The 16,929-nt window shown below is 72.8% G+C and carries 13 protein-coding genes and 1 rRNA gene; 2 read left to right on the top strand and 12 right to left on the bottom strand.

Features of this window, described 5'->3' with window-relative positions:
- The 12 genes from ABD080_RS10090 to pheS form a co-directional block, all read right to left on the bottom strand.
- Positions 1-106, bottom strand: a 16S ribosomal RNA gene (locus tag ABD080_RS10090); the annotation flags it as partial.
- Between the two features lie 794 nt (positions 107-900).
- A complete protein-coding gene (gene tyrS, locus ABD080_RS10085) occupies positions 901-2,169 on the bottom strand; it encodes a tyrosine--tRNA ligase (RefSeq protein WP_137770295.1) in 1,269 nt (422 codons plus the stop codon).
- 219 nt (positions 2,170-2,388) lie between these two features.
- Positions 2,389-3,837, bottom strand: a complete 1,449-nt coding sequence (gene argH / locus ABD080_RS10080; RefSeq protein WP_137770294.1) for an argininosuccinate lyase — start codon at positions 3,835-3,837, stop codon at positions 2,389-2,391.
- Positions 3,834-5,066 (bottom strand): argininosuccinate synthase, encoded by a 1,233-nt coding sequence (locus ABD080_RS10075; RefSeq protein ID WP_137770293.1) that lies wholly within the window; start codon positions 5,064-5,066, stop codon positions 3,834-3,836. The genes argH and ABD080_RS10075 overlap by 4 nt, the downstream gene beginning before the upstream one ends.
- 76 nt (positions 5,067-5,142) lie before the next feature.
- Positions 5,143-5,685, bottom strand: coding sequence for an arginine repressor (locus ABD080_RS10070; protein ID WP_137770292.1), 543 nt, complete (start codon positions 5,683-5,685; stop codon positions 5,143-5,145).
- Complete coding sequence (argF, locus tag ABD080_RS10065) at positions 5,682-6,671, bottom strand: ornithine carbamoyltransferase (RefSeq protein WP_343904610.1); 990 nt, start codon at positions 6,669-6,671, stop codon at positions 5,682-5,684. Before argF ends, ABD080_RS10070 begins: the two co-directional genes overlap by 4 nt.
- Before the next feature lies 1 nt (position 6,672).
- Entirely contained in the window at positions 6,673-7,929 is a 1,257-nt protein-coding gene (locus ABD080_RS10060; protein ID WP_343904608.1) for an acetylornithine transaminase, read from the bottom strand.
- Complete coding sequence (gene argB, locus ABD080_RS10055; RefSeq protein WP_137770289.1) at positions 7,922-8,875, bottom strand: acetylglutamate kinase; 954 nt, start codon at positions 8,873-8,875, stop codon at positions 7,922-7,924. The genes ABD080_RS10060 and argB overlap by 8 nt, the downstream gene beginning before the upstream one ends.
- Entirely contained in the window at positions 8,872-10,041 is a 1,170-nt protein-coding gene (gene argJ, locus ABD080_RS10050; RefSeq protein WP_343904603.1) for a bifunctional glutamate N-acetyltransferase/amino-acid acetyltransferase ArgJ, read from the bottom strand. Before argJ ends, argB begins: the two co-directional genes overlap by 4 nt.
- A gap of 62 nt (positions 10,042-10,103) precedes the next feature.
- Positions 10,104-11,219, bottom strand: a complete 1,116-nt coding sequence (argC, locus tag ABD080_RS10045; protein ID WP_343904601.1) for an N-acetyl-gamma-glutamyl-phosphate reductase — start codon at positions 11,217-11,219, stop codon at positions 10,104-10,106.
- A 122-nt stretch (positions 11,220-11,341) separates the two neighbouring features.
- Positions 11,342-13,933: a phenylalanine--tRNA ligase subunit beta gene (gene pheT, locus ABD080_RS10040; RefSeq protein ID WP_343904599.1), complete on the bottom strand. Its 2,592-nt coding sequence runs from the start codon at positions 13,931-13,933 to the stop codon at positions 11,342-11,344.
- Position 13,934: 1 nt separating this feature from the next.
- Positions 13,935-15,041, bottom strand: a complete 1,107-nt coding sequence (pheS, locus tag ABD080_RS10035; RefSeq protein WP_137770286.1) for a phenylalanine--tRNA ligase subunit alpha — start codon at positions 15,039-15,041, stop codon at positions 13,935-13,937.
- Positions 15,042-15,207: 166 nt separating this feature from the next.
- Between pheS and ABD080_RS10030 the strand changes: the two genes are divergently transcribed.
- The gene (locus tag ABD080_RS10030) at positions 15,208-16,308 is read left to right on the top strand and encodes an S-(hydroxymethyl)mycothiol dehydrogenase (RefSeq protein ID WP_343904596.1); all 1,101 of its coding nucleotides are present in this window, start codon (positions 15,208-15,210) and stop codon (positions 16,306-16,308) included.
- Positions 16,305-16,925 (top strand): MBL fold metallo-hydrolase, encoded by a 621-nt coding sequence (locus ABD080_RS10025; RefSeq protein ID WP_137770284.1) that lies wholly within the window; start codon positions 16,305-16,307, stop codon positions 16,923-16,925. Before ABD080_RS10030 ends, ABD080_RS10025 begins: the two co-directional genes overlap by 4 nt.
- The last annotated feature ends 4 nt before the right edge of the window (positions 16,926-16,929 follow it).

Raw genomic sequence — 16,929 nt, 5'->3', positions numbered from 1 at the left:
GTTCGCCACTAATCAGACCGAGCAAGCTCGGTCGTCATCGTTCGACTTGCATGTGTTAAGCACGCCGCCAGCGTTCGTCCTGAGCCAGGATCAAACTCTCCATGAGAAAACATGAAAAACTATAAACCTGACAAAAAAACAAACAACCAGCATGTAACTGCTAATCATCCGTATATTCTGCCAATCAAATATTGGCATCAACAAATAGACACGCTATTGAGATATCAAGCAACACGCACACATCGGCACCACACCGCTGACGGTGGGACTTCGAGGTGCTGCGCCGTTTGGATGAACCGCTCGGCGACTCTGTCTCGTCGTCGTTCCGGCACGAGTCACTACTTTAGCAGTTCCTCGGGGCCTTCGCAACTCCGACCCGCGTGGTCCGGGTCACTTCCTGATCGCGCTGCGATCCCTCCGTGTCCCGCTCCGTGCGGCCGATCCTCGAGAGGATCGGGCCCGTACTCCGTCGGCCTCCTCGTCCGTCCCCGCTCCCTCTCGGGGGGCGGTCCGTCCGTCTCGGCGTCCGTCGCGCTGACAAGAGAAAACATTACGGGCACCGGAGCGGGGCGTCAAACCGCATCGTTCACCCCCGATTCACCCGGCGTAGAGGTTATCCGTGCAGGTCAGGGTCACTTTCCTGGCTTTGCGTCATCCCTTGCTCACGTGGATGTGACCTAGCCTTGAGAGTGGCCTCACGTCGGGGCGACAAAAAGTGCGGGCGGGTACCTCGTCGTGCTATCCGCGGAGCCGTCCACCCTCGCCGGGCACTGTTCCGCGGATGCTCTCCCCCGGTCGGCGCACGGCCGACACCGCACCGCACCGCATCGCACCGACGACGGACGCCCCCGCCCGCACCGGTGGGTGCGGACGAGGGCGTCCAGAAGGTGGTGACCGCGATCAGCCGGCGAGGCGGACCATCGCCGCGCTCTTGCGGCCGCGCCGCAGGAGCAGGTGGCCACCGGGGAGCGGGGACAGCGCGCCGATCTCTCCGGTCAGCTGATCGGTCGCGATCTTCTCGCCGTTCACCGAGAGACCGCCCTCGTCGGCCCCGCGTCGCGCGGCGCCCTTGGAGTCGACGATCCCCGCGGCGATGAACGCGTCCACGAGCGGCGTGTGACCCGGGAGCTCGGCGCCGGGCAGCTCGCCGGCGATCGCGCGGACCGTCGGCTCGTCCAGGGAGCGCACGTCCCCCTTGCCGAACAGGACAGCTGCGGCGGCCTCGGCCTGGTCCGTCGCCCCCTGCCCGTGCACGAGGGTCGTCATGTCCTGGGCGAGGAGCTTCTGCGCCGCGCGACGATGCGGCGCCTCGAGCGTCGCCTGCTCGAGCTCGGCGAGCTCCTCCCGCTCACGGAACGTGAAGAACCGCAGGTAGTTCATGACGTCGGCGTCGGCCGCGTTCAGCCAGAACTGGTGGAAGGCGTACGGGCTCGTCAGCTCCGCGTCCAGCCAGATCGCCCCGCCCTCGCTCTTGCCGAACTTCGTGCCGTCAGCCTTGGTGACGAGCGGGGTGGTCATCGCGTGGGCGTCGTGGCCCTCGACCTTGTGGATGAGGTCCACGCCCGAGAGCAGGTTCCCCCACTGGTCGTTGCCCCCGTACTGCAGGGTGACGCCGTGGCGACGGTGCAGCTCCAGGTAATCGGTGCCCTGGAGCACCTGGTAGCTGAACTCCGTGTAGCTGATGCCCTCGTCGCTCGCGAGCCGGCGCGCGACCGTCTCCTTCGCGAGCATCGTCCCCATGCGGTAGTGCTTGCCGATGTCCCGCAGGAACTGCAGGGCGCTCATCTCTCCGATCCAGTCGAGGTTGTTGACCATCTGCACGCCGAACTCCCCCTCGAGGTCGAGAAAGCGGGAGATCTGCCCGCGCAGCGACTCCACCCAGCCGGCGACGACCGACTCGTCGTTCAGGACGCGCTCCCCGGACATCCGCGGGTCGCCGATCAGACCCGTCGCCCCGCCCACGAGGGCGAAGGGCCGATGTCCCGCGAGCTGGAAGCGGCGCATCGTGAGCACCTGGGTCAGGTGGCCGACGTGCAGGGAGGCGGCGGTCGGGTCGAAGCCGCAATAGAGGCTGATCGGTCCGTCCGCCAGAGCGCTGCCGAGCGCCTCGCGCCCGGTGGTCTGCACGACGAGTCCTCGCCAGTCGAGGTCGTCCAGGACGGTCTGCATCGATCAGGTTCCTCTCCAGGTTTGCTGTCGGCGCCCGATCGGGCGCCGCGGTCCATTGTCCCCCAGGCCCGGACCGGGGCGCGACGGCATTTCGCGGGCGGTGCCGCCGGGAGGCGAACGCCGAGGAGGAGAGCGAGGACGGCCGACGGGCGCCGACCCGGAGGTCGACGCCCGTCGGCGGTGGGACGGCGGTGCGTCAGCGGGACGCGGCCGCGCAGCTCAGCGGTCCCGGGTGAAGCCGCGCAGATCCCCGAGCAGCGCCTCGACGGCGTCGCCCTGCTCGGCCACGCGCACCGGGGCGGTGCCGCCCTTCGCATCGCGCGAGGCGATCGAGCCCTCCACGGAGAGCACCTCCCGCACCGAGGGGTCCAGGTGCTCGGAGATCCCCGTGAGCTCGGCGTCCGTGAGGTCCCAGAGCTCCTTGCCCTGCTCCTCCGCGGTCTTCACGCAGGCGCCGGAGATCTCGTGCGCCGAGCGGAAGGGCACCCCGGCGCGCACGAGATGGTCCGCGATGTCGGTCGCGAGGGAGAAGCCCTGCGGGGCGAGCTCCGCCATGCGCTCCGTGTGGAACACGAGCGTCGCCATCATCCCGGTGAACGCCGGCAGCACGAGATCCAGGGAGTCCACCTGGTCGAAGACCGGCTCCTTGTCCTCCTGCAGGTCGCGGTTGTACGCGAGCGGCAACGCCTTGAGCGTGGTCAGCAGACCCACGTGGTCGCCCACGATGCGCCCGGCCTTGCCGCGCGCGAGCTCCGCGATGTCCGGGTTCTTCTTCTGCGGCATGATCGAGGAGCCGGTGGAGAAGGAGTCGTCCAGCGTGATGAAGGAGAACTCCTTCGTGTTCCACAGGATGACCTCCTCCGCGAGGCGCGAGAGATCGATGCCGATCATCGCCAGCACGAAGGAGAACTCCGCCGTCAGGTCCCGCGAGGCGGTCCCGTCGATCGAGTTCCACACCGAGTCCGCGAAGCCGAGCTCCGAGGCGACGGCCTGCGGGTCCAGCCCCAGGCTCGAACCGGCGAGCGCGCCCGAGCCGTACGGGGACACGGCCGTGCGGGCGTCGAGGTCCCGCAGGCGCTGCACGTCCCGCAGCAGCGGCCAGGCGTGGGCGAGCAGGTGGTGGCTCAGCAGCAGCGGCTGCGCGTGCTGGAGGTGCGTGCGCCCCGGCATGGGGACGCCGTGCACTTCGCGGGCTCGCTCGAGGAGCACCTCCACGAGATCCAGCACCCGGTCCCCCACCGCGCGCACCTGGTCACGGATGAACAGGCGGATGAGGGTCGCGATCTGGTCGTTGCGGGAGCGGCCCGCGCGCAGCTTGCCGCCCAGCTCGGTCCCCGCGCGCTCGATGAGGCCGCGCTCGAGGGCCGTGTGCACGTCCTCGTCGTCCTCCGCGGCGGCGAACGCCCCCGAGGCGACGTCGGCCGCGAGCACGTCGAGCGCCTCCTGCATGCGGGTCAGCTCGTCCTCGGAGAGCAGCCCGGCCGCATGCAGCACGTTCGCGTGCGCCTTCGAGCCGCGCAGGTCGTACTGGGCGAGCCGCCAGTCGAAGTGCGTGGACTTCGAGAGCGCGGCGAGCGCCGCCGCCGGCCCCGAGCCGAAGCGGCCGCCCCAGAGGGCCGCCGAGGCGCCCGGGGCGCCGGCGGGATCGGAGGAGGGGGCCGACGTCACTTCGCGTCCTCGGTGCTGAGGTCCTCGCCGTTGCCGAGGGCCACGTCGCGCGCCGCCGCCTGCTTCGCGGCGAGACCGTAGATGTCGATGAAGCCGCGGGCGCTGGCCTGATCGAAGGTGTCGCCCTCGTCGTAGGTCGCGAGGTTGAAGTCGTACAGGCCCGTCTCGCTGCGACGACCGGTGACGGTCGCGCGGCCGCCGTGGAGCGTCATGCGGATGTCGCCGTTCACGTAGCGCTGGGTGTCCTCGATGAAGGCGTCCAGGGACTTCTTCAGCGGGGAGAACCACTGGCCGTCGTAGACCATCTCGGTCCAGCGGTCGCCCACCTGGCGCTTGAAGCGGGCCTGCTCGCGCTCGAGGGTCACGCGCTCGAGCTCCTGGTGCGCGGTGATCAGGGCCATCGCGCCGGGGGCCTCGTACACCTCACGGGACTTGATGCCCACGAGGCGGTCCTCGACGATGTCGATCCGGCCGATGCCCTGGGCGCCGGCCCGACGGTTCATCTCCTGGATCGCCTCGAGGGGGGTGACCGTGCGGCCGTCGATCGCGACCGGCACGCCGCGCTCGAAGGAGATGACGACCTCGTCGGCGACCGGCGGGAAGGCAGGGTCGTCGGTGTAGTTGTAGACGTCCTTCGTGGGCTCGTTCCAGATGTCCTCGAGGAAGCCGGTCTCGATGGCGCGGCCCCACACGTTCTGGTCGATCGAGAAGGGGTTGTGCTTCGTCGTCGCGATGGGCAGGCCCTTGCGCTCGGCGTACTCGATCGCGCGGTCGCGGGTCAGGGCGAGATCGCGGACGGGGGCGATGCACTTGAGCTCGGGGGCGAGCGAGGTGATCGAGACCTCGAAGCGCACCTGGTCGTTGCCCTTGCCGGTGCAGCCGTGGGCGACGGTGGTCGCGCCGAACTTCTTCGCGGCCTTCACGAGGTGCTTCGTGATCACCGGCCGGGAGATCGCCGAGACGTTCGGGTAGGCGTCCATGTACAGGGAGTTCGCCTTGAGGGCCGGCATGCAGTACTCCTCCGCGAACTCGTCGCGGGCGTCGGCCACGTACGCCTCGACGGCGCCGCAGTCCAGCGCGCGCTGGCGGATGACCTCGAGATCCTCGCCGCCCTGGCCCACGTCCACCGCGCAGGCGATGACGTCGGCGCCGGTGGCGTCGTGGATCCAGCCGATGGCGACGGAGGTGTCGAGGCCGCCGGAGTAGGCGAGGACGATCTTTTCGGTCACGGGTGATGCTCCTTGGGGGTGGTTCCGGTCGTTCTGGTCATGCATGTCGTGCCGCGGGGCAGGGCGGGCGACAGGGTCAGGGGGCGGGATCCTCGGCGCCGGCTCGGCCGTCCGCGAGCTCGAGCAGCCGCGCCGCGAGGCGCTCCCCGCCGAGGGGGTCGCGCGCGATCAGCAGCACCGTGTCGTCCCCCGCGATGGTACCGAGGACGTCCGGCATCACCGAACGGTCCAGGGCGGAGGCGAGATACTGCGCCGCCCCCGGCGGTGTGCGCACGACCACGAGGTTCGCGCTCGCCTCGGCGGAGACGAGCAGACCCTCCGCGAGCCGCGGCAGCCGCGCCTCGAGCACCTCCGACTCGCCGGTGGTGCCGGCGGGACGGAGCAGCGCCCCCTCGGGAGGGGTGCGGTACACGAGGCTGCCCGAGGAGCCGCGGACCTTCTCCGCCTGCAGCTCCACGAGGTCCCGCGAGAGGGTGGCCTGGGTGACCTCGATCCCCTCGTCCGCCAGGAGCTCCGCCAGGCGGGACTGCGAGCCCACCTCCTGGCGGGTGAGGATCCAGGCGATCCGCTGCTGTCGGGAGGTCTTGGTCTGCGCGAGGCCGCGCCGGGTCTCCGTCACGGACGGCTCGATCGTCGAGGCAGGGCGTGCTCGGCGCTCTGCGCGTCCGGGTGCTCGACGAGCCAGGTCATGAGCGCCTTCTGGGCGTGGAGGCGGTTCTCCGCCTCGTCCCAGACGACGCTGCGGGGCCCGTCGATCACCGAGGCGGCGACCTCCTTGCCCCGGTACGCGGGCAGGCAGTGCAGGAAGACCCCACCCGAGAGGTCCATGAGGTGCTCGGTGACCTGGTAGCGGTGGAAGGTCTCCTCGCCGCGGCCGGCCTCGCCCTCCTGCCCCATGGACACCCAGGTGTCGGTGACGACGGCGCTCGCGCCGCGCGCGGCGGCCTCGGGGTCGTCGGTCACGGTGACCGCGCCGCCCGTGCGGGCGGCGATCTCCTGGGCACGGCGCACGATCGCGCCGTCGGGCAGGTGGGTCGCGGGAGCCGCGATGCGCACGTCCATCCCGGCGGTCACGCCGCCCAGCAGGTAGGAGTGCGCCATGTTGTTCGCCCCGTCGCCGAGGTACGCGAGGGAGCGGCCGGCGAGCGCGGGCTCGTCGAGGCCCGAGAGGCCCCCGGTGTGCTGGGCGATCGTCACGAGGTCCGCGAGGATCTGGCACGGGTGGAACTCGTCCGTGAGCGCGTTGATCACGGGCACCGTGGAGTGCGCCGCCATCTCGCGGATCCGGTCCTGCCCGAAGGTGCGCCACACGATCGTGGAGACCATGCGGGTGAGCACGCGGGTGGTGTCCGCGATCGACTCGCCGCGCCCCAGCTGGCTCGAGCCGGCCTCCATGACGAGGGGGCTGCCGCCGAGCTCCGCGACGCCCGTCGCGAAGGAGACCCGGGTGCGGGTGGAGGACTTGTCGAAGAGGACGGCGACGGTGCGCGGTCCCTCGAAGGGCCGGCGCGCGAAGCGGTCCGCGGTCAGCTCGAGGGCGAGGGCGAGGACCTCCTTCTGCTCGTGCGGGGCCAGGTCGTCGTCGCGCAGGAAGTGGCGGGGCATGTCAGAACCTCTTCTCGGGAGTGGCGTCGGTGCCCGCGACGAGCTGCTCGGCGCGGTCCAGCAGCGCGGGCAGCGCCGTGAGGAAGCTCGTCAGCTGCTCGCCGGTGACGACGAGCGGAGGGGCGAGGCGGATGGTGGAGGGATTCGCGGCGTTGACGATGAAGCCGGCCTCGAGGGCGGCGGTCACCACCTGGGGCGCGATCGGGGCGGCGAGCGCGATGCCCTGCAGCAGCCCGGCGCCGCGGCTGCCCTCGACGCGCGCATCCCGCGCGGCGAGCGCCGCGACCTCGGCGGTGAGCTGCGCCCCGAGGGTGCGCGCGGCACCCAGGAGGTCCTCCTCGGCGAGGGTGCCGAGGACGGCCAGGGCGACGGCCGCGCCGAGCGGGTTCCCGCCGAAGGTCGTGCCGTGCTGGCCCGGGGACAGCAGCGTGCTGGCGTGCTCGCCGAAGGTGACCACGGCGCCGATCGGGAACCCGCCGCCGAGGCCCTTGGCGAGGGTCATGACGTCCGGGACGACGCCCTCGAAGCGCTGGTGGGCGAACCACTCCCCCGTGCGGCCGATCCCCGTCTGGACCTCGTCGAGGATCAAGAGCGTGCCGTGGGCGGCGGTGAGCTCCCGGACGCCCAGCAGGTACGCCTCGGTGAGCGGGATGACACCGGCCTCGCCCTGGATCGGCTCGAGCACGACGGCGGCCACGTCCCCGGTGGCGAGCGCTGCCTCGAGCGCCGGGAGGTCCTCCGCGGGGAGGAACTCGACGCCGCCGGGCAGCGGCTCGAAGGGGGCGCGGTAGGCCTCCTTGTGGGTGAGGGCGAGGGCGCCCATCGTCCGCCCGTGGAAGGAGCGCTCGAGGGCGATGATGCGCGGCCGGCCCGTGCGGCGGGCGATCTTGAAGGCGGCCTCGTTGGACTCGGTGCCGGAGTTCGTGAAGAACACCCCGGAGCCGCCCGGCGCCTGCGCGAGCTGCAGCAGCCGCTCGGCGAGCTCGATCTGGGTGGGCGTCGCGAAGAAGTTCGAGACGTGGCCCAGGGTCTCCGCCTGCTTGCCGAGCGCCGCGACGACGTCCGGGTGGGCGTGGCCCAGGGCGTTCACGGCGATGCCGCCGAGGAGGTCGAGGTAGCGGTTGCCGTCCGCGTCCCAGACGTGCACGCCCTCACCGCGCACGAGCACGCGCTGCGGCGCGCCGAAGACGCCGATCAGGGACCGGGAGTAGCGCTGCGCGAGCTCCTCGGCGCCGGTGGCTGTGCTCTGCTCAGACATAGTCGTCCCTCCTCACCATCGTGCCCACGCCCTTGTCGGTGAACACCTCGAGCAGGAGGGCGTGGGCGATCCTGCCGTCGATCATCGCGGCCGTGCGCACGCCGGCGTCCACGGCGTCCAGCAGCGACTCCGCCTTGGGGATCATGCCCGCGGTGAGCGCGGGCAGCATGCCCTTCAGCTCGCTCGCGGCGATCTCCGGGATGAGGGAGTCGCGGTCCGGCCAGTCCCGGTACAGGCCCTCGACGTCGGTGAGGACCACGAGCTTCTCGGCGTCGAGACCCGCGGCGAGCGCGGCCGCGGCGAGGTCGGCGTTGATGTTGAGCACGGCGCCCGTCGGCTCGCCGTCCTCGTCGATCTCCGGGGCGATCGAGGAGACCACCGGGATCCTCCCGGCGTCCAGCAGGTCCTGGATCGACTCGGGACGCACCTGCGTCACCGCGCCGACGTGGCCCAGGTCCACCTGCTCGCCGTCGACGACGGCGCCGCGGCGGACGGCGGAGAAGAGCCGGGCGTCCTCCCCGGACATGCCGATCGCGGAGGGGCCGTGGCCGTTGATGAGGCCCACGAGCTCCCGGCCGACCTTGCCGACGAGGACCATGCGGACCACGTCCATCGTCTCGTCGTCGGTCACGCGCAGGCCGGCCCGGAACTCCGAGTCGATGCCGACGCGCTGCAGCATGGCGTTGATCTGGGGGCCGCCGCCGTGGACGACGACCACGTGGATGCCGGCCTGGCGCATGAAGACGACGTCCGCCGCGAAGGCGCGACGCAGCTCCTCGTCGATCATCGCGTTGCCGCCGTACTTGACGACGACGATCTTCCCCGCGAAGCGCTGCATCCAGGGCAGCGCCTCGATGAGGATCTCGGACTTGGCGCGGGCGCCCTCCTGCGCGGGGGTCAGCTCCGTGAGGGGGTTCTTGCCCGTCGATGCGATGGTGCCGCTCATGAGGAGTACGCGCTGTTCTCTTCGACGTAGGCGTGGGTGAGGTCGTTGGTCCAGATGTCCGCCTCCGCGGCGCCCGCCCCGAGGTCCACCTCGATGACGGTCTCCCGCGGGGTCATGTCCACCTCGGAGCGGTCGCGGTGGGCTCCCCCGCCGCGGCACACCTCGACGCCGTTGACGCTGACGGAGAGGTCTGTGACGTCGAAGGGGGCGACCGCCTCGGGCACGCAGCCGGCGGCGGAGACGATCCGGCCCCAGTTGGGGTCGTTGCCGAAGATCGCGGTCTTCACCAGGCTCGAGCGGGCGATCTCGCGGGCCACGGCGAGCGCGGCGTCCTCGCTGCTCGCGGAGCGGACCACGACGTGCACGTCGTGGCTCGCACCCTCGGCGTCGGCCACGAGCTGGCGGGCGAGGTCGGCGCTCACGGCGCGCACGGCCTCGCCGAGCTCCGCCGCGTCCACCGCTGTGCCGCTCGCCCCGGAGGCCAGCAGGATGACGGTGTCGTTGGTGGACATGCAGGCGTCGGAGTCGACCCGGTCGAAGGTGGTGCGGGTCGCCGCGGCGAGCGCCTCCTGGGCGGTGGCGGCGTCGACGTCCGCATCGGTGGTGAGCACGACGAGCATGGTCGCGAGCTGGGGGGCGAGCATGCCCGCGCCCTTGGCGATGCCGCCGACGACGACGCCCGAGGGCAGCACGACCTCGGCGGTCTTGGGGACCGTGTCGGTGGTCATGATCGCCTGCGCGGCGGCGGCGTCCACCTGCTCGCCGGCGTCGAGCGCGTCGACGGCGGCGCCGGCCCCGGAGAGCAGCGGCTCCATCGGCAGGCGCTCGCCGATCAGCCCGGTCGAGCAGACGAGGACGTCCTGCGCGGAGACGCCGAGGACGCCCGCGAGGTGCTCGGCGGTGCGGTGGGTGTCCGCGAAGCCCTCGGGGCCGGTGCAGGCGTTCGCGCCGCCGGAGTTGAGGACCACCGCGCGGGCACGGCCGTCCGCGACGGCCTGGCGGGACCACAGCACGGGCGCGGCCTGCACGCGGTTGCTCGTGAACACGGCGGCGGCGGTGTCGCGCGGGCCGTCGTTGACGACGAGCGCGAGGTCGCGCCGGCCGTCGGCCTTGATGCCGGCGGCGAGGCCGGCGGCGCGGAATCCCAGGGGGCGGGTGATCGACACGATGTGGTCCTTCGCGGGGTGGAGCGGTGGTTCGGGATCGGCGGGCCCGGGGGCCGGCGGGATCAGGGGGCGAGCGCGGTGCGGACGAGGCCCGTCGTCTCGGGCAGGCCGAGGGCGAGGTTCATCGACTGGATCGCCGCGCCGGCGGTGCCCTTGACGAGGTTGTCGATCGCGGCGATGACGGTGGCCTGGCCGCTGCGGCGGTCCACCGCGGCGCCCACGCGCAGGGTGTTCGCTCCGACGACCTCCTGGGTCGCGGGGACGACGCCCTCGGGCAGCACGGTCACGAAGTGCTCGGAGCCGTAGTCGCCGTCGAGGGCGGCGAGCAGGTCCGGCGTCGTCGTCCCCTCGGCGACCGGGGCGGTGCACACGGCGAGGATGCCGCGGCTGAAGGGCACGAGCACGGGGGTGAAGGTGAGGCGCCGGGACGGGTCCTCCCCCGCGGCGCGGCGCAGGTTCTGGAGGATCTCCGGGATGTGGCGGTGCGTGCCGCCCACGCCGTAGGGCCGCGCGCCGCCGCCGGCCTCCGTGAGCAGGAGGTGCTGCTTGGGGCTGCGCCCGGCGCCGGAGTAGCCGACGGGCAGGACCGCGGAGAGCGCGGTGGCGTCCACGAGCCCGGCGCGCACGAGCGGGGCGAGGGCGAGGGAGACGGCGGTCGCGTTGCAGCCGGGGACGGCGATCTCGCGGGCGCCGGCGAGCAGCTCGCGCTGGCTCGGGCCGGTGGCGAGCGGGAGCTCGGGCATGCCGTAGGTCCAGGTGCCCGCGTGCTCGGTGCCGTAGTACTCCGCCCAGTCCTCGGCGCTCTCGAGGCGGTGGTCCGCGCCGAGGTCGAGGACGAGCACGTCCGGGTCCTCGGCGCGCAGCGCGGCACTGATCCGGCCGGACTCGCCGTGGGGCAGGGCGAGGACGACGACGTCGTGGCCGCGCAGGACCTCGACCGTGGTCTCCTGGAGCACGAGGTCGGCGCCGAGGTCGATGTGGGGCGCGATCTCGGAGAGGTGCCGGCCCGCGCTCGAGTGCGCGGTGAGCGTGGTGACCTCCACGAGCGGGTGCTGGGAGAGCAGGCGCAGGGCCTCACCGCCCGCGTAGCCGGAGGCGCCGACGATCGCGGCCCGCAGGCGACGGCCCGCCGGGGCGGCGGGGGTCGGGACGACGGCGGGAGCGGACTCGGCAGACATGAGGCAATTGTATACACACTGCTGCATGTTCTCCCAAGTCGAGCGGCTCGACCCTGCGCCCGCCGGGCGGCCGGGCGGCACCTCGGAGATCGAACCGCCCCACCGCCCGGCGAGCCGTCGGCTCAGGCGCGCAGCTCACCGCCGACGGCGCTCGCGACCGCCGCCACGATGCTCTCGCGCACGGCGCCGATCTGCTTCGCGCCGAGGGTCCCCTCGGCGGAGCGCAGTCGCACCGCGAAGGCGAGCGACTTGCGGCCCTCGCCGACCTGCTCGCCGGTGAAGACGTCGAACAGGTGGACGCGCTCGGCGAGATCGCCCGCGCCCACGAGGATCGCGGCCTCGACGGCGCTCGCCGGCACGGACTCCTCCACCACGAAGGCGAAGTCCTCCTTCGCCGGCGGGAAGGTGGGCACCGGTGCGGCCAGCACCACGGCGGGGGCCGAGGCGATGACCGCCTCGATGTCGAGCTCGAACGCGGCGGTGCGCGCGGGCAGACCGAACGCCTTGATCACGGCAGGGTGCAGCTCACCCGCGAGACCCACGACGACGGAGTCGCCCGCGGAGGTGAGGACGCGCAGCTCGGCACCGCGGCCCGGGTGCAGCGGGGCGATCTCCCGCTGGCGCACCTCGAGCTCGGCGCCCACCGCGGCCGCGGCCCGGCGGGCGAGGTCGAGCGCATCGGTCCAGCCCCACGCCTCGGGGGCTCCCTGCCAGGAGTCCGGGCCGGAGGGCCCGCCCAGCACGGCGCCGAGGACGGAGGTCTGCTCCGGCAGCGCCGCGGCGATCGCCGCGAGCTCCGCCTCGCTGGGACGCGTCGCCGGGGCGGGCACCGGTGCGGCGCCGCCGCCGGATGCGCGGAACACGGAGCCCCGCTGGAAGATCGCGACGGACTCCTCGCCGCGGCCCAGGTTGCGCCGCGCCGTGGGGAGCAGGCTCTGCAGCATCGAGGTGCGCAGCAGCGGCTCGTCCTCGGCGAGCGGGTTCAGCAGGCGCACGGCCCGGCGGCGCTCGTCGTCGGCCGGGTAGCGGAGCGTGTCGTGCACGTCCGCCGGCACGAACGGGGAGACCTTGACCTCGACGAGGCCGGCCTCGGCGAGGGCGCGCTGCGCGGAGCGGCGGGCGCGCTGCGCGACGGTGAGGCCGCGGCCCCCGGGGGCGGTGGGCAGCACGGAGGGGATCTCCGCGTAGCCCACGAGGCGGGCGATCTCCTCGACGAGGTCCTCGGCGAGGAGGAGGTCCGGCCGCCAGGACGGCGGGGTGACCACGAGGTGGTCCTCGCCGTCGGGCTCGACGGCGCAGCCGATCTGCTCGAGGCTCCCGCGCACCTGCTCCGCCGTGTAGGGGATGCCGACGAGGCGCTCGGCCGCGTCGGCAGCGAGGCGGATCGGGGCGGGGTCCGTGACGGTGCCGTCGTCGGTGACCTCGCGGGCGATCGTGCCGCCGCCGTGCTCGACGATCAGCTGCGCCGCCCGGGTCGCCGCGATCAGCGGCAGCCGCGGGTCCACGCCGCGCTCGAAGCGCTTGGAGGCCTCGGAGGGGAGGCGGTGGCGGCGCGCGGTGCGGGCCACGCTCACGGGATCGAAGGTCGCGGCCTCCAGGACGATGTCGGTGGTGCTCGCGGAGACCTCGGTGGAGGCGCCGCCCATGACGCCGGCGAGGCCGAGCACGCGCGAGGCGTCCGCCCCGTCGGTGATGAGCAGGTCCTCGGGGTCGAGGGTGCGCTCCACGTCGTCGAGGGTCGTGAGCTTCTCCCCCGCCCGGGCGCGGCGCACGACGATCGGCGCGCTCAGCTTCGCCGCGTCGTAGGCGTGGAGCGGCTGGCCGAGGTCGAGCATCACGTAGTTCGTGACGTCGACGATCAGGGAGATCGGGCGCATGCCGGCGAGGGTGAGGCGGCGGGCCATCCAGCGCGGGGTCTGTGCGGAGGGGTCCACACCGGTGACCTCGAGGGCCACGAAGCGGGTGCATCCCTCGGCGCCGCGGAGCGGGGCGTCGTCACGGCGCTCGACCGCGACGCCGGTCCCGCTCGCGGCGGGGACCTCGACGGCGAGCGCCGGGTCGGTGTAGGCGGCGCCGGTCGCGTGGGAGTACTCGCGGGCCACGCCGCGCATCGAGAAGCAGTAGCCGCGGTCCGGGGTCACGTTGATCTCAACGACCTCGTCGGCGAGGCCCAGCAGGGCGATCGCGTCGTCGCCGGGTTCGCCGGTGAGGCCCTTCGCGTGCCCGCGGCCGAGGACGATGATGCCGTCCTCGCCGTCGGGGTCCGGGCCCAGGCCCAGCTCGTCGCCCGAGCAGATCATGCCGTCGGAGGTGTGGCCGTAGGTCTTCCGCGCGGCGATCGCGAAGTCGCCGGGGAGCACGGTGCCGGGCAGGGAGACGACGACGAGGTCGCCCTCGACGAAGTTGTGCGCGCCGCAGATGATCCCGCGGCTGGGGCGCTCCTGCCCGGGCTGCGGGTCCTTCGGGTCGTCGAGGTCCTCGTTGTGCTCGGGGCCGACGTCGACGCGCACCCAGTTGATGGTCTTGCCGTTCTTCTGCGGCTCCTTGACGAGCTCGAGCACGCGGCCCACCACGAGGGGGCCGGTCACCTGCGCGCCGAAGATCGCCTCCTCCTCGAGGCCCACGCGGGAGAGGTCGGTCGCGACCTGCTGGGCGCCGGTGCCCTCGGGGAGGGTGGTGTGCTCGGCGAGCCAGGTCAGGGGAATGCGAGGCATGTCAGATCTCCGTCCCGTAGTGCTGGGAGAAGCGGACGTCGCCCTCCACCATGTCGCGCATGTCGGCGACGCTGTTGCGCAGCATGAGGATGCGCTCGATGCCCAGGCCGAAGGCGAAGCCCTGGTACTCCTCGGGGTCCACGCCGGCCGCGCGGAGCACGTTCGGGTGGACCATGCCGCAGCCGCCCATCTCGATCCAGCCGGTGCCACCGCAGACCCGGCACTCCGGGTCCGCGTCGTGGTCCAGGCCCAGGCGCGCGTCGCACGAGAAGCAGCGGAAGTCCATCTCCGCGCTCGGCTCCGTGAAGGGGAAGTGGTTGGGGCGCAGGCGCGTCACGGGCGCCCCGCCGAAGAGGTGCGCGGCGAAGGCGTCGAGCGTGCCGACGAGGTTCGCCATCGTCAGGCCCTTGTCGATCGCGAGACCCTCGACCTGGTGGAAGACGGGCGAGTGGGTCGCGTCGATCTCGTCGGCCCGGTAGACGGTCCCGGGGCACGCGACGTACAGCGGGGCGCCGCGCTCGAGCATGGCGCGGACCTGCACCGGCGAGGTCTGCGTGCGCAGCAGCATGCCGGACCCCTCGGGCGCGAGGTAGATGGAGTCCTGCAGCGAGCGGGAGGGGTGCTCGGGATCCGCGTTCAGGGCGTCGAAGTTCAGCCAGGAGGACTCCGCCTCGGGGCCCTCCGCGATCTCCCAGCCGATGCCGACGAAGAAGTCCTCGATGCGGTCGGTGAGCGTGCTCAGCGGGTGCGCGGCGCCGCGGGGGCGGCGGTCCGTGGGCAGGGTCATGTCCACGGTCTCGGCCGCGAGCGCGGCCTCCTCCTCGGCGGCGGCGAGCTCGCCCTGACGGGCGGCGAGGGCCTGCTGGACGCGGCCCTTGCCCTGGCCCACGAGCTTGCCCGCGGCGGCCTTCTGGTCCTTGGGGAGGTCCTTGATCGCGCGGTTCGCGGTGCTCAGCACGCTCGCGTCGCCCACGTGGTCGATGCGCACCTGCTTGAGGGTCGCGGTGTCCGGGGCCGCGGCGATCGCGGCGAGCGCGGCGTCGACGGCGGCGGTGATCGCCTGCTCGTCGATCGCGGGCCCGCCGGGCGCGGGGTTCGTCTCTGACACGGGGTTCGCTTTCGTCCTGGGGTGCTCGGGAGGCGCCGGCCGCGAGGCGGGCACCGCGGACCATTCTAGGAGGGATGCACGGGCGTCGGGCCACGGCGCCCGCCCCGGCCCCCGCTCCCCGCTAGCCTGGGACGGCAAGCCCGACCACTGCTGAAGGAGCATCCCCGTGCCCACGACCGTGAAGGGCGTCATCGCCCGCGCCGAGAAGGCGCCCGCCGAGCTCGTCGACATCGTCATCCCCGACCCCGGCCCGCACGACGTGATCGTCGACATCGAGGCGACCGGTGTGTGCCACACCGACCTCGCCTACCGCGACGGCGGCATCAACGACGAGTTCCCGTTCCTGCTGGGCCACGAGTCCGCCGGCCGCGTGTCCGTCGTCGGCGAGGCCGTGACCCACGTCGAGGTCGGCGACTACGTCGTGCTGAACTGGCGCGCCGTGTGCGGCGAGTGCCGCGCGTGCAGGAAGGGCGTGCCGCAGTACTGCTTCGCCACCCACAACGCCTCGCAGAAGATGACCCTCACCGACGGCACCGAGCTCACCCCCGCGCTCGGCATCGGCTCCTTCGCGGAGAAGACGCTCGTCCACGAGGGCCAATGCACCAAGGTCTCCGAGGACGCCCCCGCCGAGGTCGCCGGCCTGCTGGGCTGCGGCGTCATGGCGGGCCTCGGCGCCGCGATGAACACCGGCCAGGTCCAGCGCGGCGAGAGCGTCGCCGTGATCGGCCTGGGCGGCGTGGGCTGCGCCGCGATCGCCGGCGCGAAGCTCGCGGGCGCCACGACGATCATCGGCCTCGACGTCGACGAGAAGAAGCTCGCGGCGGCGACCGAGCTCGGCGCCACCCACACCCTCGCCACGCAGGGCCTCTCCCCGCAGGAGGTGGCCGAGAAGGTGCAGGAGCTCACGGGCGGTTTCGGCGCGGACGTCGTCATCGACGCCGTCGGCATCCCGCAGACCTACGAGACCGCCTTCTACGCGCGCGACCTCGCCGGCCGCGTCGTGCTGGTGGGCGTGCCGCGGCCGGGCGTGGAGCTCACGCTCCCGCTGCTGGACGTGTTCGGCCGCGGCGGCTCGCTGAAGTCCTCCTGGTACGGGGACTGCCTCCCCGAGCGGGACTTCCCCTACCTCACCGACCTGTTCCTGCAGGGTCGACTGCCGCTGGACCGCTTCGTCACCGGCCGCACGGACCTCGCCGGCGTGGACACGGCGCTGGACTCCCTCCACGAGGGCGGCACGCTGCGCACCGTGGCGGTGGTGGGCCGATGACCGCGCGGCTCGAGCGGACCGTCGTCTCCGGCACCTTCACGCTCGACGGGGAGACCTTCGACGTCGACAACAACGTGTGGGTGCTCGGCGACGACGAGCAGTGCGTCGTCTTCGACGCCCCGCACGACGTCGAGGCGATCGTGCGCCTCGTGGGCGAGCGGGAGTGCGTGGGCATCCTGCTCACCCACGCCCACGACGACCACGTGCGCTTCGCCCCGGAGCTCTCCGAGGCGCTCGAGGCGCCGCTGCTGCTGAACCCGGCCGACGCCGAGCTGTGGAAGCTCACCCACGGCGACCTGCCCTGGGACGCCGACGTCGAGGACGGGGACATGTTCACCGTCGCAGGTGTGGACATCGAGGCGGTGCACACGCCGGGCCACTCCCCCGGCTCGACCTGCTACCACCTCGACCAGCTGCAGGCCGTCATGACCGGCGACACCCTGTTCCAGGGCGGTCCCGGCGCGACCGGCCGCTCCTTCTCCTCCCGCGACACCATCGAGGAGTCGATCCGGGAGCGCCTGTTCGTCATGGATCCCGCGACGGTGGTGCACACCGGTCACGGCGACGACACCACGATCGGCGAGGAGCAGGAGCGCGCCCGCGGCGACTGGCTCTGAGGCC

This window comes from Brachybacterium rhamnosum (assembly GCF_039526185.1).
GTDB classification, from domain to species: Bacteria; Actinomycetota; Actinomycetes; order Actinomycetales; family Dermabacteraceae; genus Brachybacterium; species Brachybacterium rhamnosum.
This window is presented reverse-complemented; position numbering and strand designations above follow the sequence as displayed.